Annotated in this window: 20 protein-coding genes; 6 read left to right on the top strand and 14 right to left on the bottom strand. The window is 66.7% G+C overall.

What is annotated here, in order from left to right; genetic code table 11:
- Positions 1-77 precede the first annotated feature (77 nt).
- The 4 genes from AC07PE_RS10270 to AC07PE_RS10255 form a co-directional block, all read right to left on the bottom strand.
- Positions 78-3272: a sialate O-acetylesterase gene (locus AC07PE_RS10270; RefSeq protein WP_498763843.1), complete on the bottom strand. Its 3195-nt coding sequence runs from the start codon at positions 3270-3272 to the stop codon at positions 78-80.
- Positions 3269-5518 (bottom strand): glycoside hydrolase family 3 C-terminal domain-containing protein, encoded by a 2250-nt coding sequence (locus AC07PE_RS10265; RefSeq protein ID WP_498763841.1) that lies wholly within the window; start codon positions 5516-5518, stop codon positions 3269-3271. The genes AC07PE_RS10270 and AC07PE_RS10265 overlap by 4 nt, the downstream gene beginning before the upstream one ends.
- Before the next feature lie 33 nt (positions 5519-5551).
- Positions 5552-7126 (bottom strand): glycoside hydrolase family 43 protein, encoded by a 1575-nt coding sequence (locus tag AC07PE_RS10260; RefSeq protein WP_498763839.1) that lies wholly within the window; start codon positions 7124-7126, stop codon positions 5552-5554.
- Positions 7127-7200: 74 nt separating this feature from the next.
- Positions 7201-8139, bottom strand: a complete 939-nt coding sequence (locus tag AC07PE_RS10255) for a bile acid:sodium symporter family protein (RefSeq protein ID WP_498763837.1) — start codon at positions 8137-8139, stop codon at positions 7201-7203.
- Positions 8140-8356: 217 nt separating this feature from the next.
- Here AC07PE_RS10255 and ftsZ point away from each other — a divergent pair, with 217 nt between their 5' ends.
- Complete coding sequence (gene ftsZ, locus AC07PE_RS10250; protein ID WP_498763835.1) at positions 8357-9457, top strand: cell division protein FtsZ; 1101 nt, start codon at positions 8357-8359, stop codon at positions 9455-9457.
- Between the two features lie 19 nt (positions 9458-9476).
- On the opposite strand, the gene AC07PE_RS10245 is transcribed toward ftsZ, so the two are convergent.
- From AC07PE_RS10245 to AC07PE_RS10235, 3 genes are all read right to left on the bottom strand, one after another.
- Complete coding sequence (locus AC07PE_RS10245; RefSeq protein ID WP_498763833.1) at positions 9477-12479, bottom strand: sensor histidine kinase; 3003 nt, start codon at positions 12477-12479, stop codon at positions 9477-9479.
- Positions 12480-12798: 319 nt separating this feature from the next.
- Positions 12799-13179: a VOC family protein gene (locus AC07PE_RS10240; RefSeq protein WP_498763831.1), complete on the bottom strand. Its 381-nt coding sequence runs from the start codon at positions 13177-13179 to the stop codon at positions 12799-12801.
- A gap of 11 nt (positions 13180-13190) precedes the next feature.
- Positions 13191-13928 carry an SDR family NAD(P)-dependent oxidoreductase gene (locus AC07PE_RS10235; RefSeq protein WP_498763829.1) on the bottom strand — a complete coding sequence of 246 codons (738 nt, stop codon included), beginning with the start codon at positions 13926-13928 and terminating at the stop codon, positions 13191-13193.
- A 135-nt stretch (positions 13929-14063) separates the two neighbouring features.
- Between AC07PE_RS10235 and AC07PE_RS10230 the strand changes: the two genes are divergently transcribed.
- Positions 14064-14519, top strand: a complete 456-nt coding sequence (locus AC07PE_RS10230; protein ID WP_498763827.1) for a MarR family winged helix-turn-helix transcriptional regulator — start codon at positions 14064-14066, stop codon at positions 14517-14519.
- Between the two features lie 103 nt (positions 14520-14622).
- On the opposite strand, the gene AC07PE_RS10225 is transcribed toward AC07PE_RS10230, so the two are convergent.
- Positions 14623-15519 carry a LysR substrate-binding domain-containing protein gene (locus tag AC07PE_RS10225; protein ID WP_498763825.1) on the bottom strand — a complete coding sequence of 299 codons (897 nt, stop codon included), beginning with the start codon at positions 15517-15519 and terminating at the stop codon, positions 14623-14625.
- A 99-nt stretch (positions 15520-15618) separates the two neighbouring features.
- Here AC07PE_RS10225 and AC07PE_RS10220 point away from each other — a divergent pair, with 99 nt between their 5' ends.
- Both AC07PE_RS10220 and AC07PE_RS10215 read left to right on the top strand, forming a co-directional pair.
- Positions 15619-16395 carry an SDR family NAD(P)-dependent oxidoreductase gene (locus AC07PE_RS10220; protein ID WP_498763823.1) on the top strand — a complete coding sequence of 259 codons (777 nt, stop codon included), beginning with the start codon at positions 15619-15621 and terminating at the stop codon, positions 16393-16395.
- A gap of 101 nt (positions 16396-16496) precedes the next feature.
- Positions 16497-18107, top strand: a complete 1611-nt coding sequence (locus AC07PE_RS10215; protein WP_498763821.1) for a pyrroloquinoline quinone-dependent dehydrogenase — start codon at positions 16497-16499, stop codon at positions 18105-18107.
- 10 nt (positions 18108-18117) lie between these two features.
- Here the strand turns inward: AC07PE_RS10215 and AC07PE_RS10210 are convergent, their stop codons facing one another.
- From AC07PE_RS10210 to AC07PE_RS10185, 6 genes are read right to left on the bottom strand one after another with little or no spacing between them, the layout of a single operon-like run.
- On the bottom strand, positions 18118-19374 hold the full coding sequence (locus tag AC07PE_RS10210; RefSeq protein ID WP_498763819.1) for an antibiotic biosynthesis monooxygenase: 1257 nt from the start codon (positions 19372-19374) through the stop codon (positions 18118-18120).
- An 11-nt stretch (positions 19375-19385) separates the two neighbouring features.
- Positions 19386-20279 (bottom strand): alpha/beta fold hydrolase, encoded by an 894-nt coding sequence (locus tag AC07PE_RS10205; RefSeq protein ID WP_498763817.1) that lies wholly within the window; start codon positions 20277-20279, stop codon positions 19386-19388.
- 2 nt (positions 20280-20281) lie between these two features.
- Positions 20282-20662, bottom strand: coding sequence for a DoxX family protein (locus AC07PE_RS10200; RefSeq protein ID WP_498763815.1), 381 nt, complete (start codon positions 20660-20662; stop codon positions 20282-20284).
- Positions 20663-20665: 3 nt separating this feature from the next.
- The gene (gstA, locus tag AC07PE_RS10195; RefSeq protein ID WP_498763813.1) at positions 20666-21265 is read right to left on the bottom strand and encodes a glutathione transferase GstA; all 600 of its coding nucleotides are present in this window, start codon (positions 21263-21265) and stop codon (positions 20666-20668) included.
- Between the two features lie 13 nt (positions 21266-21278).
- A complete protein-coding gene (locus tag AC07PE_RS10190) occupies positions 21279-22019 on the bottom strand; it encodes an SDR family NAD(P)-dependent oxidoreductase (protein ID WP_498763811.1) in 741 nt (246 codons plus the stop codon).
- Positions 22016-22948 carry an NAD-dependent epimerase/dehydratase family protein gene (locus AC07PE_RS10185; RefSeq protein ID WP_498763809.1) on the bottom strand — a complete coding sequence of 311 codons (933 nt, stop codon included), beginning with the start codon at positions 22946-22948 and terminating at the stop codon, positions 22016-22018. Before AC07PE_RS10185 ends, AC07PE_RS10190 begins: the two co-directional genes overlap by 4 nt.
- 89 nt (positions 22949-23037) lie before the next feature.
- Here AC07PE_RS10185 and AC07PE_RS10180 point away from each other — a divergent pair, with 89 nt between their 5' ends.
- Together AC07PE_RS10180 and AC07PE_RS10175 are read left to right on the top strand one after the other, a co-directional pair.
- Positions 23038-23922: a LysR family transcriptional regulator gene (locus AC07PE_RS10180; protein ID WP_498763807.1), complete on the top strand. Its 885-nt coding sequence runs from the start codon at positions 23038-23040 to the stop codon at positions 23920-23922.
- A 290-nt stretch (positions 23923-24212) separates the two neighbouring features.
- Positions 24213-25769: a cation:proton antiporter gene (locus AC07PE_RS10175; protein ID WP_498763805.1), complete on the top strand. Its 1557-nt coding sequence runs from the start codon at positions 24213-24215 to the stop codon at positions 25767-25769.
- Positions 25770-25844: the final 75 nt, after the last annotated feature.

Raw genomic sequence — 25844 nt, 5'->3', positions numbered from 1 at the left:
GGCTTCGGCCGTATCGGCAGGCACGGCCGCCGCGGCCCGCAAGGCCCCGGCGGCGGTTCTTTTTTCAGCGCCTTGTTTCAGCGCTTTATCGACTGTTCGAAGGGGAAGGCGGGCAAGCCCGATTTGCTGTCGTACAGCGTGCAGGTAGGCGCGTCGGCCCAGCAGAAGCGGACCTTGCTCACGCTGCCGTCGTCGGGCAGCAGGATGCGGGATCCCGCAACCTGCGCGTCCACCCAATGGCAGGCGGAGGGCCCGCATGCTTCGAAGCCGATCGGCCGGTTCGATCCATAGGCCAGCAGCGTCCCCTCGACGTTGTCGAAATCGAGAACGATGCGGCTGCCGTCCGCCACCGCGGACCTGATCATCGGCCCCGAGGCGGCGCCGGCCTGGCCATACAGCCGCACCGCGACCGCACGCGCCAGGCGCTGCCCGACCAGCTGCTTGTTGGCGGGATGGATGTCGCCAGGCTCGCCGGCATCGACTGCCGTCACCAGCACGGCCTTGGGGTCGGCGGCCACCGCCAGGCGCTGGTCCTCGCGCAGGCGTGCCGTTGCGGATTCGGCGGGTTGCGCCATGCGCACGCCGTAGTTCGCCAGCTGGACGACCGCGAACAGCATGTCCTTGCCGAACTGCCCGCGCCAGTCCTTGAACAGGCGGGTCAGCAAGTCCTGGTAAGGCGTGCCGACATTTGTCTCCCCCTGGTACCACAGCGCGCCGCTGAACGCGAAGCTGCCGAGCGGGGCGATCATCCCGTTGTGCAGCACGCTCACCCCGGACATCGCATCCCACGGCGCGCGCGGCGGGTACTTCTGCGCCGCCGGCGCAATCTGCCAGTGCCAGTCGGTGAGCGCGACGATACTGCCATCGCCAAGGCGGAGCCGGCGCGGCTGATCGCCAAACATGCCGCCGAAGCTCCACAGATCGACGATATTGGCGACGATCGTGTTGTCGCCGGCCTTGAGGGCGCCCGCAGGCAGCGGATAGGCGCGCGGCGTGCCGGCGCCCGCCGTCATGCCGACCGGCTTGCCGTTCACCCAGCTGACGTCGATGTCGTCGATCAGGCCGAGTTCGAGCGTGGCGGCCTGCTTGGCCTGCGCCGCATTCAAGCGGACCGAGGCCCCGTACCACACGCTGCCGTCATAGGCCGACAGTTCCGGCACGCCCCACTTTTCCCAATTCTTCGCCACGTCGGGCACGGCGCGCCATCGTGCCAGCTCGGCGGGCGTGGTGTCCCAGGGCCTTCCGGGCCCGCCGGTCGCCTGCCACCACTGCTCGACCTCCTGGCCGAAGGCGATGTTCGCCCTGGACGGATCGGCCGAATAAATCTTCAACAGGTCCTGCTGCCTGGCGTAGCCCGGCAGCGACGCCTGGGGCGAGAGCCAGGCGGTGATGTTGGAGCCGCCCAGCGACGCATGCACCAGGCCGACGGGCACGTGCACCTTTTGCTGCAAGTCCTGGCCGAAGAAATAACAGGTGGCGGACCAGTTGGCGATGGTCTGCGGCGACGCAGCCTCCCACGAGACAGGCTTCGCCAGCCGCTCGCGCGGCGCCGGCGCCGGATCCACCGCCACCGTTGCCATGCGCAGGTCCGGGTTGGCCGAGTTGGCGATCACCACGTCCCAGTTCAACGCGCGCATGACCGGCAGCTGCATGTTGGACTGGCCGGAGCACAGGTAGACGTCGCCGGTGACGACGTCGGCGAGCCTCAGCTGCTGGCCGCCGGCGCCTGCGACGGTAAGGGCGTCGGTCCGTCCCGGTGCGAAGTCCGGCAGGGCCACGCTGAAGTGTCCGTCTTGGCCCGCAGTGCTTTGCCAGGCGCCGCCGAAGCCGCTCACCGTGATGCGCTGACCCGGCGCCGCGCGGCCCGAGACGATCGCCTTATGCCGCGGCAGCACCATGTGGTCCCGGTACAGGCTGTCCAGTTCCAGAGCCGCCGCCTGCTTGCTCCCTGCCAGCGCATGCAGGCGCTGCGCCGACTGCCCGATCACCTGGAGCGTACTGGCGTCGCTGTCGAACACCGAGTACAGGCCCTGCTCTTCCTGCGGCGGATCGCCGACGAAGTCGTTCCCCGGACGCCACCAGTAATCGGTGTTGGCCGCCCGCCCTGCCCCGCCCCAGGCCCAGAAGTTCCAGCCGGCGATGGGGTCGCCCGCAGCCGCGCGCTGTTCCACCAGCCCGAACACGGCGCCGTAGAAGCGGTCGCGCGCGCCGGTCGACGATGTCCTGTCGAAGGCGCCGCCATCGCGGTTCAGGCCGAATTCCTCGAGCACGATGGGCTTGCCCAGGGTCTTCGCGTAGTCGATGTGGACGTTCAGGTAGCGCAGGCTCTTGTCCATCATGCCGTCCCAGGTCTGGTCCGGTCGTTTCGGATCGAACCAGCTCCAGTTGGTCGGCCACAGGTGATAAGTCAGATAGGCGATGTCTTTGCTTGCGTGCGCGTCGAGGTAAAGCTGGCCGTCCTCCGCAGACCCTGCCAGGCCTTCGCTGCCGCTGCTGACCATGTGCCGGGCGTCGAGCGAACGGAGGTAATGCGCGGTGTCCGCGATCCATTTGACGTAGGCCTTCTTCTCGGCCGCCGTGGCCTTGCCATTGCCGGGACGCGGCTCGTTCGCCAGCTGCCAGGCCATGATGGCCGGGTCCTCGCGGTAAGGCTTGCCGCTGACCGTGTTGGTGCGCCCGACCAGATGCGCAATCACCCGGCGGTACGCGGCCTGAACCCTGGCGTTGCCGTAGAAGCGCGCGTTCTCGGCCATGAAGCGCTCGTAATCCTTGCTCTCGTTCGGATCGTGGGCCGGGCTGCCGGTGAACCAGTTCAGGTACTGGGTCATGCCGCCCGACCACTGCCAGAAGTTGTTCAGGTAGAGCACCGCCGTCATGTCGCGCTTGCCCAGTTCGGCCAGCAGGAAATCCAGGCCCTGCAGCAGCTCTTCATCGTACTGCCCCGGCGCCGAGGTGGTGGCCGGGCTGACCGCGCTGCGCATCGCGGTCTTTTCCGATACCGCGAGCACGCGCAGGTTGTTGATGCCGAGCGCCTTCAGCCGGTCGAGCTCCTGCAGCAGGCGCGCGCGCTGGCCGACCCCGGTGGGGGCGCCGAGGTAGCCGCCGTACCAGAGATTGGCGCCGGCCACATAATAAGGCTGGCCCTTGCGCACCAACTGCGTCCCCTTGACGGCGACGAAGGCGTCCGCAGGCGGCCCCGATGCCGCTAATGCAGCACCGCCCCACCCGCCCAGGACCAGCAGCAGCGCGGCGAACCGCGCCGCCCGGCTCATCGCGCCTTCCTGGCGCCGCGCGCGTCCAGCGTGCTGGCCGGCAGATCCACTGTCACGCTGCTGCCATTGGTGCCGGCAGCATCCTCGGCCAGGGTCAGGCGGACCTTGCCCCCGGCAATACGCCAGCTGCGCGACTTCTCGTCGAAACTGCCCAGCACGCGCGGCTCCACCGCCAGCTCGACTTCCTTCGATTCACCAGGCTGCAGCGCCACCTTGTCCCAGCCGGCCAGGCGCTTCGGCGCCTCCCACTTGACGGACAGCGGCGACACATACAACTGGGGCACGTCCTTGCCGGCGACGCTGCCGGTGTTCGTTACCTTGAAGCGCACGTGCAGGCGACCGTCGCGCACCTGGCCGGACAGGCCCGAATACGCGAAAGTGGTATAGGACAGGCCATGCCCGAAGGGGAACAGCGGCTTGTGGCCCTTGAGGTCGAACCACTTGTAGCCGACCGCCGCGCCTTCCTTGTAATCGACGGCGAACTGCAGCTCCGGATTCTTCGGATCGCCGTCCACGGTCGGGCGCGGCAGCTGCTGCTCCGAGGCCGGGAAGGTGGCCGGCAGGTGGCCGGACGGGTTCACCGCGCCGAACAGCACGTTGGCGATCGCTTCGCCGCCGCTGGTGCCCGGGTACCAGGCTTCCAGCACGGCCGGCACCTTGGCCAGCCAGGGCATGGCGACCGGACCGCCGGTCTCTAACACCACCACGGTGCGCGCATTCGCGCCGGCCACGGAGGCGACCAGCTCGTCCTGGCGGTCCGGCAGCGCCAGCGATTCGGCGTCGACGGATTCGCCGGTCCACTGGGTCGCGAACACCAGGGCGACATCGGCCTGGCTGGCGACGCGCGCCGCACGCGCCGGATCCGTGCCGTCGTCATACACCAGCTTCGCGTTCGGCGCCTGCGCCTGGATCGCACGCAGCGGCGAGGACGGGTGGTAGACCACCGGGCCCGGCCAGGTATCCGGCTTCAGGCCCTTGACCGCATTGCCGCCCACCGGGTAGACCAGCGAGGAACCGCCGCCGGCCAGCACGCCCACGTCCGCGTGGCCGCCGATGAGGGCAATCGTGCGCACGCTCCTCGCCAGCGGCAGCACGCGCCCCTCGTTCTTGAGCAGCACCATGCCTTCTTCCGCCGTCGTGCGGCTGACCGCAGCGTGGGCCTTGAAGTCGATCGCGCCGCCCTCCTTCACCGGGTTGTCGACCACGCCCTTGGCGAACATGGTGCGCACGATACGGTAGACCATGTCGTCCAGGCGCGCCTGCGGCACGGCGCCGGTCTTCACGGCTTCTTCGAGCGCGCCGCCGAAGTAGGTCGACTTGTCGAATTCATGGCCGGACTGCTGGTCCAGGCCATTGTTGGCGGCGGCCACGGTGCTGTGGGTGGCGCCCCAGTCGGACATCACGAAACCGCGGAAGCCCCAGTCGCGCTTCAGCACCTGGTTCAGCAGCCAGTCGTTTTCGCAGGCATAGGGCCCGTTGACGCGGTTATAGGAGCACATCACCGAGCCGGCGTCCGATTGCCCCAGCGCCAGCTCCATCGCCAGCAGGTCGGACATGCGGAAGGCCGTCTTGTCGATGCGTGCATCGAGTTCGTTGCGGCCGGTTTCCTGGTCGTTCAGCGCGTAGTGCTTGACCGTCGAAACGATATGGTTCGATTCGATGCCCTTGACCGCATTGCCGACCATGACGCCCGCCAGCAGCGGATCCTCGCCCGCGTATTCGAAGTTGCGGCCATTGCGCGGATCGCGCATCAGGTTCACGCCACCCGCCAGCATCACGTTGAAGCCCGAGGCGCGCGCCTCGGCGCCGATCATGGCGCCGCCGGCGTAGGCCACCTTCGGGTCCCAGCTCGACGCGGTGGCGAGGCCGGAAGGGAGCGAGGTCCGCTCGCGCACATTGGGTCCGGCCTGCGAGGCGACGCCCAGGCCGGCGTCGGCCTCGAACAAGGACGGCAGGCCGAGGCGCGGCGTACCCGGGATGAAGCCGGCCGACTGCGGCAGCGCATCCGGGTGCTTCTTGGTCTTGTTGGCAAAATCGTTGCCGAACCAGCCCAGCACCCAGCGCAGCTTCTCCTGCTGGGTCATGGCTTTCACGGCCAGCTGGGCGCGCTGATCCGCGCTAAGGGAGCGGTCCAGCCAGGGCTTCTGGGCGGGTTCCGGGGGCGTGGCCGGCGCGGCGGCGGCGTACAGTGGGAAGGCTGCGGCTAGGGCGGCGGCCAGGGCGAGCTTGCGGTAGGTGGTACGCATGTGTGGGTGTCTCCGTTTTTCTCTGTTATGTGTTTATTGGTAGTCGAACCAGTCGACATCCGCGGGCGGCATCGGGCCGGGCGCGGAGGTATGCGCCACCAGGCCGACGGCCACGCCGGTGAATCCGCCGGCTTCCTCGGAACTCAGGGCGCTGGTCGGCGCACTGCCGAAATCGAGCACCTCGCGGCCGCCGGCGCGGTAGCCGAACACGTAGCGCTCAGGCGAGGCGCGGACGATCAGCTCGACCCTGCCGGCCTTGAGCGCTTCCTCGCGCACGATGGTCGTCACGCCCTTGACGCGCGTGACCAGGCGGATGACGCGGCCCTTGTCGGCCCCGGCGACCAGCAGCTGGTAATGGTTGTTCTCGTTCATGCGCAGCGCCAGGCCGGCCTCCTGCCCCTTCGCGCGCGGCGTGAAGTCCAGCAGCGCGGACGCGCGCATGTCCAGGTTTTCCTGGCGCCGGCCCACGAACGCCGGCGTGCCGATGTCGGCCAGCGACAGCGTGGTCCCCTTCAGGCGCAAATAGCCCGGGCGCTCGCTCAGCGACCACAGATCGCTGGCCGGGCCGCGCAGGAAAATCCAGTCCGGGCCCAGCGTGGCGGCCTTGAAGTCCTCGCGTGCCGGCTGCGCAGGCCATGGATGCGGCGCCGGCAGTCCCGCCGCGGACATCGTTTCCGTCAGCGGCGCGCCGCCGTTGACCTGCAGCCAGCCATCCTCCGTCCATTCGACCGGGGCCAGCATGGTCTCGCGGCCGATGTGGTGCTTGAACTGGCGCGGGCGCACGCCCAGCATCACCATGAACCACTTGCCTTCGGGCGTCTGCACCAGGTCGGCATGCCCCAGCGCCTGCAGCGGCTCATTGGGACGGTCGCGGTGGGTCAGGACCGGGTTGTTCGGCGCCCCTTCGAAAGGCCCCCAGGGCGACTTCGAGCGCGCCAGGATGATGGCGTGTCCGTAGGAGGTGCCGCCCTCCGCATGCAGCAGGTAGTACCAGCCGTTGATCTTGTAGAGGTGCGGCCCTTCCGGCCAGATGCCGCCGGTGCCGTTCCAGATCCGCTTGTGTTCGCCCTTGGTCTGGCCGGTGGCGATGTCGATTTCGACCTGGCCGATGCCGCCATGCTCGCCGCCCTCTTCGTGCGTCACATAGACCTTGCCGTCGTCGTCGAAGAACAGCGAGGGGTCGATGCCCTCCACTTTCACCCACACCGGCTCGGACCAGGGTCCGGCGGGATTGGTCGCGTGGACGATGAAGTTCCCGCCGGCGCCCACATTGGTGGTGATCATGGTGAAGTGGCCGTTGGAGCAGCGCAGCGTCGGCGCGAAGATCCCGCCCGAGCTTTTCTGGCCGGCGAGCGGCAGCTGGCTTGGCCTGCTCAGGGCATGCCCCGCCAGCTTCCAGTGCACCAGGTCCTTGCTGTGGAAGATCGGCACACCGGGGAAGTACTCGAAGGTGCTGGTGGCGAGGTAGTAGTCGCTGCCGTCGCGGCAGATGCTGGGGTCGGGGTGGAAGCCGGGCAGTACGGGGTTGCGGTAGTCGGCTGCGGCGGCAGCGCCCGAGCACAAAGCGGCCGTCAGGAACAATGCTGCGTAACGAGATCGATGCGCCATCAAACTCCCTTTCACTATGGAATGTTAGCGCAATCAGTATATGTTACAAAAAGTTTACCGGCAACCTCGAGAAATCAATCCGGCTCGCGCTCCACCCTCCCCGCAAACCAGGTGGCAAGCGCCGATCCCGACAGGTTGTGCCATACGCTGAACAGCGCGCTCGGCACGGCCGCCAGGGGACTGAAATGGGCAGCCGCCAGCGCGGCGCCAAGGCCGGAATTCTGCATGCCGGTTTCCAGCATCACCGCCTTGCGCTTGGCGAGGCTCATGCCGAAGATCCTGGCAAACAGATAGCCCAGCGCGAAGCCGAGCAGATTGTGCAGGACGACCGCCGCCAGGATCAGCAGGCCGTTGGCCAGGATCTTCGGCTGGTTCAGGCCGACGATGATCGCGATGATCAACACGATCGCGATCGTCGATACCAGCGGCAAGGCCTTGACGCTGGCTGCCGCCTGCCGGCGGAACAGGGTCTTGACGACGATGCCCAGCACGATGGGCACGATCAGGACCTTCACGATGTCCGTGAAGAGGGATTCCGCGTTGATGTCCATCCAGGTGCCGGCCAGCAGCGACACCAGGGCCGGCGTGGCCAGCGGCGCGATCAGGGTGGACACCGCGCCGATCGAAACCCCGAGCGCGACGTCGCCCTTGGCCAGGAAAGTCATGACGTTGGACGCGGTGCCGCTCGGGCAGCAGCCGACCAGTATCACGCCGACCGCGATGTCCGGCGGCAGGCGCAGCGCGATCGCCAGAAGCCAGGCGATGCCGGGCATGATGAGGTAATGCCCCACCACGCCGATGGCGACGTCCCGCGGCCGCCGCAGCACCTCGCGGAAATCCGCCGCCGACAAGGTCAGTCCCATGCCGAACATGACGATGCCCAGCAGCGGCGTGATCCAGGACTTATAGCCGACAAACAGCTGCGGCGCGAAAAATCCGAAGCCGGCCATCAGCAGGACCCAGAACGCAAAAGTCTTTCCCACGAAAGCGCTGGCTTTTTCCACTGCATTCACGCGGCGATCTCCTTGTAATGAATTCATCGGACATTGTAAGCCGGCAATCATTCCGCTGTCCGGAACACACGGCGTTCCGAATCCACTCTTTTCGCGTGAACGCACCTGTTATTACAAATGCTTGCGAATGTAACTTTTGTGAACTTTCGCGTGCGCGCTGCAGCAAGTAGTCTTATGGGCTCAGCAACAGGCAGCATCTTTTCGAATGGAGTCTCCCTTGTCCGAATCAAACAATCCCCAACACAAGACGGTCATCAAGATCGTCGGCGTAGGCGGTGCCGGCGGCAACGCCGTCTCCCACATGGCGTCCTCCGGACTGGCCGACTTCGAATTCATCTGCGCCAATACGGACGCGCAGGCGCTGTCGACCACCGGCACCGAAAAACGCATACAGCTCGGCGAGAGCGGCCTTGGCGCCGGCAGCGACCCGATGGCCGGGCGTGAAAGCGCCATGCGCGACCGTACTGTCATCGCCGATGCGCTCAAGGGCGCCGACATGGTCTTCCTCACTGCCGGCATGGGCGGCGGCACCGGCACTGGCGCCACGCCCGTGGTCGCCGAAGTGGCGCGCGAGCTGGGCATCCTGACCGTCGCGGTGGTATCGAAGCCCTTCGAATTCGAAGGCCCGCGGCGCATGCGCGTAGCCGAGGAAGGCATCGCGACACTGGCGCGCTGCGTCGACTCGCTGGTCATCGTCCTCAACAGCCGCCTCGAGGAAGTGCTGGGCGCCGACATCACGCAAAAGCAGGCCTTCGCCGCCGCCGACGACGTCTTGAGCAAGGCGGTCACCGGGATCGCCGACATCATCGCCGTGCCCGGGATGGTCAACGTCGACTTCGAGGACGTCCGCACCGTGATGCGCCAGACCGGCATGGCGATGATGGGCACCGCCCAGCACAGCGGCGAGGACCGCGCCGTCAAGGCCGCCGAAGAAGCGATCGCCTGCCCGCTGCTCGACGGCCCCAACCTGCGCGCCGCGCGCGGGGTGCTGGTCAACATCGCGGCCTCCGAGGAAACGCTGAAACTGCGCGAGACCAAGGAGGTGATGAATGCCATCTGCGCCCAGACCGGCGACGACGCCATCATCAAGTTCGGCGCGGTGTATGACGAGTCGCTGGGCGAGGCCATGCGGGTGACGGTGGTGGCGACCGGCTTGAACCGGCCCAGCGACTTCGCGCTCGGCACGCGGCGCCTGCCGATGTCGCGCACCGGGTCCCAGCCATTGTCGATACTGCGCCAGGGCGTGGGCCAGGCGGCCGCGCGGCCGGCGCCGGCCCAGCAGGAGCCGCGGGCCGGATCCGACGTCCAGCGCTCCTGACCCTCAGCGCGTCTGAAGCTTAGCGCCGCCAGGGCCAGCGGAAGCGCGGCCCGGCATCCGCATACGCCAGCGCCGCCTTGATTTCGATCCGCCACGCGGTGCCGACACCGGGCGTCGTGTGCAGGCGGGCGTCCGCATGAATCAGTCGGGCGCGCTCTTCGATGCCGCACAGGCCCCAGTGGCCGGTCTTTTCGCGGGCGCCGGCATCGATGCCGCGGCCGTCGTCCCGCACGGTCAGCACCAGGGCCGACGCGCCGTACTCGACGATCGCTTCGTGCTGCCTTGCCTGCGCATGATGGAAGGCGTTGCGCAAGGCTTCACGGCCGATCGCACACAATTCCTGCTCGACGATCGGATGCAAGGTCCGCGCCCGTCCCTCGCAGCGTAGCGTGAAGTGCTGGCCCGGCGCGGCTTCCTGTTCCCCCGCCATGCGCAGGTAGTCGGGCAAGGATGCATCGGGCCGCGTGCCGGCGCGCAGGGCCGTGACCTTGTCGCGACCTTCCTCGATGGCGATCCTGGCGTCGCGCACGCTGAGCCTCAGCTTGTCCCCCAGCGCGGATTCGGACTCGGGCAGCATCGCCGTCACCTTCATCACGAAACCCTGGAAAGTCTGCAGCACCGTATCGTGCAGGTCGCGCGCGATGCGCTCCCGCTCTTCCATCTGCGCGCTCAGGCGCTCGGTCAGGCTCCGCATCAGGAAGCGCAGGCGCAAGCGGTAGCCGAGCCAGACCAGCAGCAAGCCGGCCAGCACGCAGACCAGCTTGAACCAGACGGTCTGCACCAGGGTCGGCGCCACGTGAACATCGAGTGTTCGTTCGCCTTCGCTCCACACGCCATCCTCGTTCATGGCGCGCACCCGGAAGCGGTAGTCGCCGGGCGCCAGTTCCGTATAGGTGGCGCTGCGTTCGGCGCCGGTCTGCCAGGTGGCATCCACGCCATCGAGCCGGTAGCTGAACATGATGCGTTCGGGCTGGCTCAGCGCGGGCGCGGTGAAGTCGAAGCGCAGGCGCGTGGTGCCGGCCTTGACCAGCGGCGTCTGCGTCAAGGGGTAGGATACGTCGTCCCCGGTCACCGCCAGCAGCGCCGGTTGCGGCGCCAGCGGATTGCGCTCGCGCCGCGACGGGTCGGCCTCGACGATGCCGTCGGTGGTCGTCACCCACAGGCGGCCGCTCACCATCCGCAAGGAGGCCACGCCGGCGGCGGTGCCCGTGTAGCCGTCGCGCGCGTCCAGCAAGGTATAGCGCAGCGGCGCGCCGCCGTCCACGGCCCGGCGCCAGTCGCCCTCCTCGACACGCAGCAGGCCGGTGCCGCCGTTCAGCCAGCGGGTGCCGTCGGCGGCGACGAAGAAGCCGGTGACACGGCGCAGCACATCCTCGCGCGGCGCGCGCAGGCGCCGGAATCGCCCTTCGTGCAACACGGCCACACCCGCCTCGCCGCCGACGACCAGTTCGGGCGCCGTCGACACGCTGGTCACCTCGCCGATCCCGCCCAGCGCGGCCTGGTCGTGAATGGTCTTGACTCTTCCTCCCTCGAACAGCACCAGGCGTCCATCCGCGAGCCCGCGCCACATCTGGCCTTGCTTGCCGGGTGCGCTGAACACGTAGTCGGCCCCGGGCGGACCGTCAAGCGGCTTCCATGCGTGGCCGTCCCAGAGCTGGACCGGCACGTTGAAACCGCCGAGCCAGACGCGTTCACCGTCGCTGCGCGCCCAGGCGCGAACCGGCAGCGGCCCCGGCAAGCCGATGTTGGTCTCGACACCGGCACGACGTATGCTGATGCCGTCCTCCCTGAGGAGCACGATCGCGCCGTCCGGCGCCAGCGTGGCGCCCCGATACTTGCCCGGCACATCCGCGAGACGGTTTGAACCCGGATCGTAGCGCCAGGCCCGCATTTCCTGGGGCGCGACCAGCAACACGCTGCCGTCGGCCTCGGGCGCGACGTGAAAATCGCCTTTGATGGCCGGCAGCCGTACGGGCCGCAGGATGTTGCGGCGGAAGCGCTCGATGCCGGTCGGCGTGCCGAGCCAGATGTCTCCTTCGCGGTCGCCGACGATGACCTGCGGGGCCAGCGAACCCAGTTGGCCGGGCTGGTCGAGCCGGCTGGTGGTCGCTTCCGCCACGTCGATGTAGTTGGCCGGGTCCATACCGGCGTAGGCGGCGAGGCAGACGCCGGACGGGCAGCGCACCGCCCACAGGTTGCCGGCACGGTCGAAGATGGCACTGCTGCCCGAGCCACCGCCGAGGTGGCCCGGCCGTACTACAGCGTCGGGACCGGGCGTCGATACGAGCGCGAGGTGGCTGTCCGACGCGACCCAGAAACGCCCATCCGGCGAGGTCCTGAAGCCGACCATCTTTTCGGAAGGATCGGCGTTCGGCGCCGCCACGCTGACGGCGATGCAGCGGCCGCCGGCCCGGTCGTAGCGGAACAGCCGGCGGCCATTGGTCGCCCATAACTCTTCGCTGCGGTCGAACGCGATCGTCAGCGGCGCATCGGGGCAGCCTTGCGCCGCGCCGATCCTGGTCCAGCGGCCCTGGCGCAAATGCCGCAGGCCATAGGACGTGCCGACCCAGAGCGCGCCTTCGCTGTCGCGCAGCACATCGTTGGTCTTGCTGACAGGGCCATCCTTGGTTGCCGGCGCAAGATGCTCGAGCCGGCCGTCCGGATGGAGCACGCTCAGGCCGGGCGCCTCGTAACCGATGTACAGGTCGCCGTTGGGCTGGGCCGACAACTCCCAGATCCGGTGGCTCAGCAGGCGCTCGCCGTTGGCCGCGACGAAGGGATGGAAACGCACCCCATCGAAGCGGTACAGTCCGTTCGGTGTGCCCAGCCACAGCCATCCATCGGTCGTCTGGGCGATGCGCTCGACATGCACCGGCGCGCCGTCGCTCGCGGTCCAGGCGGCGTGGTTGTAATCCGCCAGGGTCGGGCGCTGACCCTGGGCGCAAGCCGCGGCGCTCAGCGCGATCGCCAGCAGCGCGCCGCACCAGGTGCGCACCCGGGTCCATCCCGTGATCCTCCGCATTCTTATGATCCCGTTTCGCTGTTCTTCATGAAATATTGGCGAGAGTCTAAACAAAAATTTGTTGGAGGGACAGGCGGCATACTACGTAGTCCGAGGGCGCGCGGAAAACGACAAACCCGCCGAAGCGGGTTTGCAGGGATCACGGATCGGACTTACTACAGAGGTCTTATTCCCACTCGATCATCAATAGCTAAGCTAATGAATCACAGAGGAAGTCGCAAGCTCTCTCTCAGCAATACCATGAGCGATACCATTTCAAGCCGAGTCTGCATACAGATCGTCGAAAGCTGACGTCAGACGTTCCGAGAAAGTTACCCGTTTATCCGCCACCATAAGGACGGGTGATTAACTCTAACAAGTGGTCATCCGGATCGGCGAAGTAGACGCCTCGCCCGCCGTCGTCCCGATTGATTGCATTCGGGCGAGTACGCATAGGGTCGGCCCAGTACGGAACATTTTTCTGCTGGATACGTGCGAAGATCGCATCGAAATCGTCTTCGCCGACCAGGAAGGCGTAGTGCTGTTTCTGGATGGGTCCAGTCGAGTCGGCGAAATCGAGAGCGACGCCGTTGTCAAGCGCCACGACGTTGAAGTGACCGAAGTGGACTGCCGCCGGAAGGCCTAACATATCCGTCATAAAGCGCGCGGACCTGCTGCGGTCCGAGCACCAGACGATGGTGTGGTTGAGTTGCATACCCATGAGTGCTCCGTTCAATGGAACGTGGCGCCGCCATCGACGACGAGGATCTGACCTGTGACAAAGTCGGAGGCGTCGCTGGCGAGGAACAGGCAGCTGCCGACCAGGTCTTCAGACCGTTCTTCGCGTGGAATCGCGCGTGAAGCAATCACACTTGCCAGCATCTCGTTGGAGTAGGCCCGGTTATTACGAACCCCTTCGGTCATCGTGAGGCCGGGCGCAATGGCGTTGACGGTAATGCCGTCAGCACCCACTTCCTTGGCCAAGGAACGGGTCATCGCGACGATCGCACCTTTGCTTGCAGTGTAATGCAGCATCCATGGCGTGCCGACGAAAACGGTGCCTGATGTCAGATTGACGATGCGGCCCCATTTTTTTCCGCGCATGTGGGGCACGGCGGCCTTGCAGCACAAGAACTGGCTGAGCGTATTCGTCGTCAGCACCCGCGTCCACTCCTCGGGCAAAATTTGCTCGAACGGCTTGGGCTCGATCGCAGCCGCCAATGCAGCATTGTTGATGAGGATGTCGATACGACCATGCTGCGCAGCGATGCGGTCGAAACAGGACTGCACACTGACGGGATCGGCAACGTCGCAGTGGACTTGGTCGATGCCTGGGGTCGGACTGCCTTCCTTCCATGCGATGTCTGCGCCGATAACCGTTGCCCCCGCAGCGGAAAGCGCGGTGGCGATGGCGGCGCCGATACCGGTAGCGGCACCAGTGACAATAGCGGTTTTTCCCTGCAAGCTCATAAGAAACACTCCTTCGTGAATGTGCGACACTGTTGCCCTGTCGTTGGAGCTGGCCCCTGTCTCTTACAAAGGCGCAGCTCGCAACCAATAGTTAGATAAACTAACTGTTAGATAGATTAATCATTCAGGAACAAAATGTCAAAGGAACGATTCGCTCGCTATGCCGTCGTCGCACAACGCTTCGGCGCACGCACGGTGCTGTTTCAGGAAGCGGCTGCCCGCCGCCTCGGTTTCAATGCAACCCAGTTGGAATGTTTTCAACTGGTACGTCACCTTGGTCCGCTCACGGCCGTCGCCTTGGCGAGAGAAACGGGTCTTACTCCGGCGTCGCTCAGTGTAATCATCGACAAACTGGTTGACATCGGTTTCCTGAGCCGCGAGCAGGACCAGGCCGACCGACGTCGCTGGATCCTTAGGGCTGAGCCGGACGCCATCGCGCGGGTGGACAGCATCTACGACGCCCACGCCAGCAGGACCGCCGCATTTCTCGACGCCTATACGGACGAAGAGTTTGAAGTCAGCTTACGCTTCATGGACAGACTAGCGGAAGAACTAAAACTGACGGCAGTTGAATTCAACCAAGCGGACTGACTGCGCTGTCCACGCCTGCAGTTCGCCGCGTTGACCACCTTAAATGGAGGCTGCACTGGGCTCCAGATGCTCTTGGAGGGGTCGTATCCCGGTGGATGGACCGCTAAGCGTCGGCGTGCTCGCGCACAAAGTCGATGAAGGCGCGCACCGCAGCCGACGTCGGCCGGCCATGGAAGTAGAGAAAGAGGCCGGGGGTGGTCCCGCACCAGTCTTCCAGCAGACTGAGCAGCGCGCCGCTGGCAAGGTAGGGCTCGACCAGGCTCTTCGCCACGCAGGCGATGCCGGCGCCGGCAAGGCAGGCAGACAGCAGAAAGCCGATATCGTTACTGGAGACGGCGCCATCGATCTCGATGTCGACCGCCTCGCTGCCGCGCCGCAAGGGCCAAGGGTAGACTTGCCGGCTACCGCGCCAGCGATACATCAGGCAGGCATGCGTTTCGAGATCCTGCGGCGTGCACGGCGCCGAGCGCGACGCCAGGTAGTCCGGCGCGCACACCACGGCCGTTTTCAACGCCGGCGTCAGGCGCAGCGCCACCATGTCGCGATGCAGGCGCTCGCCCGGCCGGATGCCAACGTCGAAACCGCCGTCGACGATGTCGACCAGGCCGTCTTCGATGGTAACCTCGAGCCGGATGTCGGGATAGCGGGAGCCGAAGCCGGCGAGCAGCGGCGTCAGGACCATGTAGGCGCCCACGCTCGGCACATTCAGGCGCACTGTCCCGGCCGGCCTGCCCTGCAGGGCCTGCACCGCCAGCACCGCTGACGATACCTCCGAGAAGGCGGGTGAGATGCGCTCGAGCAGCAGGCTGCCGGCTTCGGTAAGCGAGACGCTGCGCGTGGTCCGGTTCAGGAGTTTCACCTGCAAGCGCCGTTCCAGCGCGCGGACCGTATGGCTGAGGGCAGACGGCGTCAGCCGCATTTTGGCGGATGCCTGGCGGAAGCTGCGCAGCCGCGCGACTTCGACAAAAGCCAGTAATTCACCATATTCGTTCCCGCGCATGTTTGTTGAATCCCATTCATCAAGCCATGCGAATTATAGGTGATTGTTGAACCGGCGCCTCACACCTACCATGAAGTTCCCATTTGAAAGGACAGCTTCATGCAAACATTCGATCCATCGTTCAACTTGTCGGGCAAGGTCGCCCTGGTGACGGGCGCTGGCTCGGGCATCGGCCGCGCAGCCGCGCTCGCGTTCGCGCGCCATGGCGCAGCGGTCGTGCTGGCGGGACGCCGCCGCGCCGTATTGGAGGCCGTCCAGGCCGAGATCCAGGCCAATAACGGCCGCGCCCTCGCCGTGCCGACCGACGTGAGCCGGGAGGAAGACGTCGCCGCCCTTGTCAAGGCCGCCGTGGACCGCTTCGGCAGGCTCGATGCCGCGTTCAACAACGCAGGAATCACGTCGTACGGGCCGATCGAATCGCTGACGTCGGCGGAGTTCGACACCGTTTTCGCTACCAATACCAAGGGTGTCTGGATGCTGGTGAAGTACCAGATCCAGGCCATGCGCGCCCTCGGCAACGGCGGCGCGATCGTCAATACCTCGTCGATCGCAGCGACCGGCGGTACCGCCGGCCTCTCGATCTACGCGGCAAGCAAGGCGGCGCTGGACGCCATGGTGCGCGCGCTGGCTGTGGAAGTAGGCGCCGAAGGCATACGCATCAACAACGTCAGCCCGGGCTTGATCGCGACGCCCATGACCGATGGCATGCCGCAGGAGATGCTGGATGCGGTGGCGGCATACACCCCGCTGAAACGCATCGGCGCGCCATCGGACGTCGGTGACGTCGCGGTCTGGCTAGCCAGCGATGGCGCGCGCTTCGTGACGGGGCAGAGCGTTCTTGCCGACGGCGGCTTCAACATCGCTGGGCAGCGCTGATACGCCGTATAAAAATGGGACAGTGAATTCCACTGCTTGAACAGTGCAAGCCAGCCGCGTTTGCTACACTCGTTGCAACTACGTCATCAAGCGAGGTGGTCATGCGCAGGATTTCCAAGTTCTTCGGCCTGGCGGCGCTGGCCGCCAGCCCTGCTGTACTGCTGGCGGCCGGCCCTGCCGACTGGCCCAGCTATAACCGGACCGTTTCCTCGGACCGCTACGCGCCGCTGACCCAGATCACCCCGGCCACCGCCGCCACCATGCAGCTCGTCTGCACCTACGACACCGGCGAGGACACCGGCTTCCAGTCCGGCCTGGTGCAGGTCGACGGCGCCCTGTTCGCTACCACCGAACACGATACCTTTTCCATCGATCCTGACACCTGCAAGCACAACTGGCGCGTCCACGAGGAATTCAAGAGCAGCCCGCTGCGGGTGCAGCGTGGCGTGGCGATCGAGGCAGGCCGCGTGTTTCGCGGCGGTTCGGACGGCAATGTCTACGCCTACGACGAGAAGAGCGGCAGCCGCCTGTGGCAGACCCGGATCGCCGACCCTGAGAAGGGTGAAACCGTACCGGCCGCGCCGGTCGCCTGGAATGGTCTGGTCTTCATCGGCAACGCCGGTGGCGACAACCGCGGCGTCAAGGGCCGGATGTACGCTCTCGACGGCGCGACCGGCAAGATCGTGTGGGAGTATTACCTGGTGCCGAAATCGGACGACGACCCGGCCCGCGGACCGCAGGGCAACGGCCCGCCGCCGGCCGCCACCTGGCAGAACGCGCGCGGTGTCGAGATCACCGGCGGCGCCACCTGGACCAGCTATACCATCGATCCCGGCAGCGGCGAGCTCTACGTCCCGGGCGGCAACCCTGCGCCGGACTTCGCCAAGGGCTTGCGCAAGGGCGCCAACCTGTACGCCGGCTCGGTAGTGGTACTGGACGCCCGGACCGGCGCCTACAAGCGCCATTTCTCCATCGTTCCCGAAGACTTCCACGATTACGACGTGTCCTCCGCGCCGGCCCTGTTCAAGTCGCGCAACGGCACGGAGATCATGGCGCTGACGCCCAAGGATGGCTTCCTGTACGCTTTCGAGCGCACCAGCGGCAAGCGCCTGTACCGGATGCCGATGACGACCCAGTTCAACACCGCCGCCGCGCTCTCGCCCAAGGGCACGCGCTTCTGTCCCGGCACCCAGGGCGGCTCGGAATGGAACGGGCCGGCCTACGATGCCGCGCACGACGCAGTGATCAGCGGCCAGGTCGACTGGTGCTCCACGGTCCGGGTGGACGACGACGACAAGATCAAGTCGGTATCGAAGTCCCAGCCCTGGTCCGGTTCGTCCCGCGACGGATTCGGCAAGCCCGACCCGAAGAGCAAATGGGCAGGCTGGCTGAACTCGGTCGACGCTGTCTCGGGCAAGCAACGCTGGCGCTTCAAGGCTGCGAATCCGATCATCGGCGGCGTCACCCCGACGGCCGGCCAGGTGGTGTTCTTCGGCGACATGGGTGGCAACTTCTACGTGCTGGACAGCGCCACCGGCAAGCTGCTGTGGAAGCGCGCGCTCGGCGGCGCTGTCAGCGGCGGCGTTATTACCTATGACGCCGGCGCCGGCCAGAAGGTGGCGGTAGCCACCGGGCTGCAGTCGAAGATCTGGCCGACCCCAAAGGCCACGGCCCAGGTACAGGTCTTTGCCATCAGCCCCGCCGCACCGTAAAGCCGCGCCGTCAGCGCCGGTCATCCGCCTCCTCCGGACTCGGTTCCGCCGGCAGCTGGACCGACAGGATCAGCTGTCCCATCGAACGGAAGTGGCCTACGTTGAGCAGGAGTTCGACGGCGGATGGGGCGCCGAGATCGCTCACCAACTTGGCGAAGGTGCGCGGCAGGATGCGGCCGAGCGCCAGGATTTCCGCGGTCGCACGCAGAACCAGCCTGTCGCTGCCCTTGAACAGAAGGGATCCGCGCCAGCCCGTGACGATGGCGTCGATTTCCTCCTGGGTGATGCCTGCGGCGAGCGCCGGTTCGAGCTGCCGGTTCCATTCGTAGGTGACTTCGCAGGTCACCAGCACGAGCAGCGCGGCGAGCATGCGGTGCCGCTGCGCGAGAGCGATGTTCTTCGCCATCAGCGCCAGCATCAGATCGATCAGCGGCCGGAGCGCGACCTGGGCATGACCGATGGTGTCGAAGAAGGCGACCGGCGGCGCTGACTCGATGGCCTTGCGCGCCTCCGGCGACAGCGTCGCGCGGTCGACTGGCGGCACGAGCAGTCCCGCCGGCGCCGGATCCCGTGCGTTCATCGGCACAAAACGCGCGAGCAGGCTTAGTTCCTCCGACGGCTCGGGCTCGACCAGCAGCGGCGCTGCGTCGGCTACGAAGCGCTGCCGCTCGAAGCTGTCCGCGTAGGCCGTATGGCTCTCCGGCGTGCGCCAGACCTCGTAGTGGCAGACGCGATTCGGATTGTCGGAATGACGCGCGATTTCAAGCGCGATGACGCCGGTCCCGTTCAGCGAATCGTTGTGGCGGCGCTCGGCCGCCAGAAAGCGGTCATAGGTGCCCGGTTTCAAATGGAAGCGGCCGATGATGACTGCCGGAGCGCCGTCCGGCGGCATAGGCGTCAATTGCGCACCGCTGGCGGAGCGCACCACCGCGCCAAGCTTTTGGGCGTCCGGCGCTGCGTGATGCGGATACAGGTCGATAGGGACGTAAGCAGCCACGTCGTCCCGGTCCAGCAAGGCTTCCAGTTTCCCGAGCAACTTCGCGCCGGCCGGGTCGAGCCGCGCGGCATCGCGCAGTTCGCGCGATGCCCAGCGCTCCGCAAGCCAGAACCCGCCGGGTTTGTTCGGGTCGGCGAGCACGTCGACCCAGACGAAGCCGGGCTGCACGCAAGCCCAGCTCAGCAGGTCTCCGACGGCGGAGATGGCCGGCGCTTCCTGGCCCGGACGCGGCGCCATCATCGTCATGACAAGAATATCGAAATGCGGCATGAGTCGGCCTCCTATTTGAAGAAACGGGACAGCCGTTCGACTACCCACTCGGGGTTGTCCTCGGCGAAGGTGTGGCCGGCGCCGGGAACGGCGTCGCTCTCGATCCGGTCGCTGACGCGCCGCACGCTGTCGACAATGCCGTCCAGAGCGCCGTCCTTGTCGCCCGCCAGCACCAGCACCGGCATCGGCAGCTTGCCGGTGAACTGCGCGCGGTTCTCCTTCACGTCCTCGACAAGCGTGCCGTAGTGCTCGAAGCCGCCGCGAATACCGCCCGGCGCCGTGAAGAAGGGGATGAAGCGCTCGCGCATCCGTTTTTCGACGTCGCCGTGGGTGGACATCATTTTGTAGAAGGGCATCAGATATTGTTCTTCCTTGCCCTCGACCAGCATGGTGGCGATGTCGACCGCGCCGTGGAAGCCGAAATGCCAGAAGCCGCCGGTCGAGGTGTTGGTGTGGTCTTCGAGCCCGAAGCCGGGAATGAATGCTTCGCCAAACACCAAGCGCCGCACCTCGTCCGGATGGCGCGAGGCATAGGCGTAGGCCACCATCGCACCGATGTCGCCGCCGACCACATTGACTTGGTCGAGACCGAGTTCTTGGACGATTGCGCGATTGTCCTCGGCCACGTTGGCCTTGGAGTAGCCGTCTTTCGTCTTTTCCGAATACCCCATGCCGCGCAGGTCGGGGGCGATGACGGTGAAGCCGGCGGCGGCCAGCGGCGCCAGGATGCGGCGCCAGTCTTCCCAGGTGTAGGCGAAGCCGTGCAGCAGCAGTACCGCGGGGCCTACACCGCCGACGACGTAGTGGATGCGCGCACCATTGCCGGTGCTGTAGCGATGGGTGAAGCCGTCGAGGCCCTCGACGGGAGCGCCGTTTTCCGGGGGCGTGAGCGATACGGTGGTCATGGTCATACTCCTGTTGAAATGGAAATGCGGGTCCGGCTCAGCCACAGCACTGCGGCGGCCATGCCAAGCAGAATGAAGGCAGGCAGGGAATTCCCGCCGATGACGAAGAAATGGGTAAAGATGGCGCCGGCCATCACGCAGCCGAGCAGACCCGCTCCCCAGAAGCTGGCGCGCGGCACGAGCACCAGCAGCGCACCGCCGGTTTCCAATGCTCCCGTGAACAAGCGGAACCACTGGCCGATGCCGATCTGGTCGAACATGGCGACGAATTGCGCCGCTCCCGCGAGCTTCATGCCGCCGGCCGCCAGGAATGCGAGGGCGAGCAGCCCGCGCAGCAGCCAGTCCACGGCGCGCAGGCGCGGCGACAAGGTCCCCCCGGCCATGGCTCAGCCCTCCTCCCGGCTGACGGCCCGGGCGACCAGGGGACGTGCGCCGACGCGCGCCATGTAGGCTGCGAGCCGCGGCCATTCTTCCAGCGACAGATCGATGCGCGAGACCCAGCGCACGACGGTGAACAGGTAGGCGTCGGCCACCGAGAAGCGGTCTTGGACCAGATACTCCCGCCCTTCGAGCCCGCGCTCGACGTAGCCGAGGCGGCGCCGCAGCTGAGCCCATCCTTCCTCGCGTTGCGCAGCAGGCGTGTCCGGCCGCCACAGCGGCGGGAAAGCCTTGTGCAGCTCGGTGGCCGTGAAGGTCAGCAGTTCGACCTGACGTGCACGCCAGATCGAGCCGGAGGCGCCGATGAGCCCACGCGTCGGCGCGACGTCGCCGAGATGCTGCAAGATGGCCGCGCCTTCGGTCAGGATCTGCCCATCGTCGAGTTCGAGCGCCGGAATGTAGCCTTTCGGGTTGACCTCGTAAAAGTCGCCGCCGGACCAGCGGTGATCCTGGTCGACCTGCTCCAGCTGGAAGCCGGTAAAGCCGCCTTCTTCGAGGATGATGTGGGGCGCGAGGGCACAGGTGCCGGCGTGGTAAAAGAGTCGCATGGCCTCGCCTCCCTCAGATGCGCAGCCAGCCGCCGTCGACCACCAGCGTCTGTCCCGTCACGAAGCGCGCATCGTCGCTGGTCAGGAAAGCGACCGGGCCGGCGATGTCGGCCGGCGTGCCGAGACGCTTGATCGCCTGCTGCATGTAGATCTGCGCCTTTTGCTCGTTCGGCATTCCGCTCGCACCTTCGGTGTCCGTAATTCCAGGATGGACGGCGTTGACGATGATGTTGTCCGAGGCCAGTTCGCTGGCCAGCGCGCGCACCAGGCCGATGGCCCCCATCTTCGAGGCCATGTAGTGAGAGAAGCCCATGCCGGGCGGCGTCACCATCCCCACCGCGTCGGAGCCGATCGTCACGATCGCGCCGCCGCCGGCCTTGCGCATCAGCGGCACGATGTGCCGCGCGCCGACCACGTGCGCGTCGAGGTTCACCGACATCACACGGTGCCATTCGTCCGAGCTCATGGCGTCGAGGGTCGACATCGGATAGATGCCGGCGGCGTGGACGAGGATGTCGGCACGGCCGAAGCGCGCTTCCACTTCGCTCGCGACCCTGGCCCAATCCGCGTCGTCGGTGACGTCCGCGGCGATCGAGAAAGCGCCGTTGCCGATTTCCTCGGCGGCGCCATCCGCCTTGCTGCGGTTGACGATGACGACCTTCGCCCCGCGCCGTGCGAGCAGATTGGCGATGCCGCGGCCGATGCCTTGTTTGCCGCCGGTGACGATGGCGACCTTGTTCTCATGCGTGTTCATGGTTGTGTTCCTCCGTGTGGTTGGGGTACGGCGAGCGCGCGCAGGCGTGGTTCGCCGATCTGGGAAAACAGGTCGAGCCGGGTGGGCTGCCAGCCGAGCTCGGAGCGGGTGCGTGGATCGCGCGAGCGGCTGCAGGCCGAGAGGATCAGCGCCCCGAAAGGTCCGAAGACGGCATTCGCTTCCTCCATGGTCAGGCTACGCGCCGCGACGCCCATGTCGCGCGCCACCGCTTCGGCAATCCAGCGATAGGGAATTTCACCGGCAGCGGCGTGGTAAAGCGCACCGGCCTTCCCGTCTTCGATGGCGAGCGAGAACAGGCGCGCCAGGTCGGCGCCATGGACGTTCGAATAGGCTGCCAGGCCAGAGCCGATATAGCAGGCGGAACCCGTGAGCGCGACTGAGCGATAGATCTGGGCCACAGACCCCTTGTCGGCCAGCCCCCAGATCATGGGCGGCCGGATCACCATGCCACGCAACCCAGTGTCGGCCGCGGCGCGGACGATCCGCTCCGCGTCGACGCGGGACAGCGCCAGCGGTTCCGGCACGAACGGATCGTCTTCGGCAAAGCTGTCGGCGCTCCATGCGCCGCCGGTGCGCTGCATGAAGACGCCGCTGCCGGAAAGGAAGATCAGGGTCTTGCCGCTGCCAGCCAGCCCGTCGCACAAGGCCTGGACGATGGCAGTTTCACTTTCGAAGGCCACCTGGGCGGCATACACGGTCACGTCCGAAGCGCGGGCGGCCGCCAGGACCGGCGCCATTGCAGTGTCGAGGTCGCCGCGCACCGGCTGCACTCCCAGCGATTCCAGAGTGCTTGCCACCTCGTCCGTGCGCGCAAGACCCACTACCGTATGCCCTTCCGCCAGGAAGTGCTTGGCCAGTGTGCTTCCGACGAAGCCGGAAGCGCCGATCACAAAAATCTGTTTTGACATGGATAGCTCCTTTGCGACATAGCCTAGGTGCTGTCCATCTCTCTGAGAAGCCTATATTATTGGATACCAGCCATCGAAAAGGTAGATACATGCTTGACGGCGTTTCTCTCGATCATTTACGCACGTTCGTCGCGGCGTCCGACAAGGGCAGTTTCTCGGCGGCCGGCCGCGCCATCGGCCGCGCTCAGTCGGTCGTGAGCCAGACTATCGCCAACCTGGAAGCGCAGCTTGGCGTGTCCCTGTTCGAGCGGGTCGGCCGCTACCCGCAGTTGACGACGCACGGACACAACCTGCTGTCAGATGCGCGCCGCGTGGTACTGGGCGCCGACGCGCTGAAAGCCAAAGCGCACAGCTTCTCCGCCGGCCTGGAACCGGAGTTGTCGATCGTCGTCGACGTCATGTTCCCGCAGCGCTGCCTGACGGATGCGCTCGGCAGCTTCAAACAGCGCTTTCCCGCGACACCGCTCAAGCTGCACGTCGAGGCGCTGGGCCGTGTCGCCGAACTGGTGCTGAACGGACGCTGCAGCCTGGGCATTACCGGCACCCTACCCTTCCTGCCGCCCGGGCTGGCGGCCGAGCGCTTGTTTGCCGAAGAAATGGTGACGGTCGCGGCGCCGGGATCGCCGCTCGCCGGCCGGGGCGGCCCGATCGCGTTTTGGGAACTGCTGGAAGAAACCCAGCTTGTGCTCACCGACCGTTCGAGCCTGACCGATGGCGTCGATTACGGTGTGCAAGGAACGAATATTTGGCGAATTGCCGACCTCGGCGCGAAGCACGCGTTCCTGCGGGCGGGCCTGGGATGGGGGCACATGCCTATGTGGTCGATCGAGAACGACCTGAAGAACGGATCGCTGGTGCGTATCGAGCTGGAAGGCCCGTCCGCAGGCATGATGCCCTTCCAGGCCGCCTACCTCAGTGATCGCCTGCCGGGCATTGCCGGCAGGTGGTTGCTGGATCGTTTCCGGCCGGGCTGACTCTCATACTCCGCTGCCGGCCGAATAGCACGCCCTTGCCGCGCCTCTCAAATGGTCGATCAGCCATATGCCAGCCGGCCAGATGATGATCGGTTTGGCGAGGAATGGCGCTGGCAATCTGCGGCCGCGCATCTGCGCCCGCATGGGTACAATCATAGGCCGGACGCCGAGGTCCGGCGCACCTGAGCGGCCCGCGACGCCGCAGCCATGGACGGTGTGCGCCGCCGTACCGACGAGCAGTTCCCCCCTGCCTTACCATGCATGCCCGTCTTGCATCGGGGAGCGCGCTTGTGAAGGCATTGGAACAATTGCTGGTCCTGTTCGCGGCGGCGGCGGTGCTGGCGGCTGTCGCACGCCGGCTGCGCGCGCCGCCCCCGGTCTTCCTGGCGCTCGGCGGTGCGGTGCTGGCCCTGCTGCCGATCGCGCCGTCCTTCAACCTGCCGCCCGAGCTGGCGCTGGCGCTGTTCGTCGCTCCCGTGCTCGTCGATTCGGGCTACGACATGTCGGTGCGCGACCTGCGCGACAACTGGGCGCCGATCGCGGGACTGGTGGTCTGCGCCGTCGGCCTCACCACCGCCGCGGTGGCGGCGATCGCCCATGCCCTGGCGCCCGGCCTGCCCTGGGCCGCCGCCGTTGCGCTGGGCGCGATCGTCGCGCCACCGGATGCGGTGGCCGCCACCGCGGTGCTGCGGCAGCTGCGCCCCCCGCACCGCATCATCGTGATCCTGGAGGGCGAAAGCCTGCTCAACGACGCGAGCGCCCTGCTGATCTACCGGCTCGCGCTGGGCGCAGTGGCGACCGGGGGATTCAGCTGGAGAGCGCTGGGCCCGGCCTTCCTGTTGGGCGTCGCCGGCAGCCTGCTGGCCGGCTTTCTGCTTGGGCGCGCCACCCTGCTCGTGACAGAGCGCGTGCGCCACATCCCGACCGCGATCATCCTGCAGTTCGTGTTTACGTTCGGCGTGTGGATCGCCGCGGAAGGCGCCGGCTTGTCCGCCGTGCTGACCACGGTCTGCTTCGCCGTCACGCTCAAGCGCGCCAAGCGCAAGCCGCAGCCGGCGCGCCTGCGCCTTGCCACGAATGCCGTGTGGGCGGCCGCCGTATTCGCCCTGAACATCCTGGCCTTCGTCTTCATCGGCCTGCAGATCCGACCCATCGTGGCCCACCTGGACGCGCCCACGCTGCGCCTGTACGCCCAAGTCAGCGGCGCGGTGCTGGCCACTGCGATCGTGGTGCGCATGGCCTGGCACATGTCCTACAACAGCGTGCTGCGCTGGCATCACCGGCGCCACGGCTTCCACCCGGCGCGTCCGATGATGCGTCCGACCGCCGGCACCGGCTTCGTCATTTCCTGGGCCGGCATGCGCGGGATCGTCACTCTGGCGGCGGCGATGGCCCTGCCGGGCGATTTTCCGCAGCGCGGCCTGGTGGTGTTCGCCGCCTTCAGCGTCACCCTCGGCACCCTGCTGCTGCAAGGCCTGACCCTGAAACCCCTCCTGCGGCAGCTGGAACTGCATGACGGCGACCCGGTGGGGAAGGAAATCGGCATGGCCCGGCGCGGCGCCTACCAGGCCGGGATGACGGCCCTGGAATTCGATGACACGCCGGACGCGGAGGTGGTGCGCGACCGCTTCAAGTCCCTGCTCAGTCTGCGCAAGAACGACGATTCCGCCTACGGCCAGGCCGCCGCCCAGCAACGCGCGCTGTATGCCAGGGCGCTGGACGGCGCGCGCCGGGCGATCGAGGACTTGCGCGCCAGGGACGAGATCGGCGACGACGCCTTCATCCAGATCGAGCAGGAGTTGGACTGGCTGGAAATGGTGCTGGGCGATACGGCTGCGCCGCACTAGCGGAGGCAGGCGGCCCGATAAGTGAGACGCGGCTCCGCGCCAGGCAGATCGCGTCGAGACGGTTAGCCGAGATCG

This window comes from Telluria sp. GW821-FHT07G12 (assembly GCF_059418525.1).
Note: the sequence above shows the minus strand (reverse complement) of the source record. Positions and strands in the feature narration are given on the sequence as shown.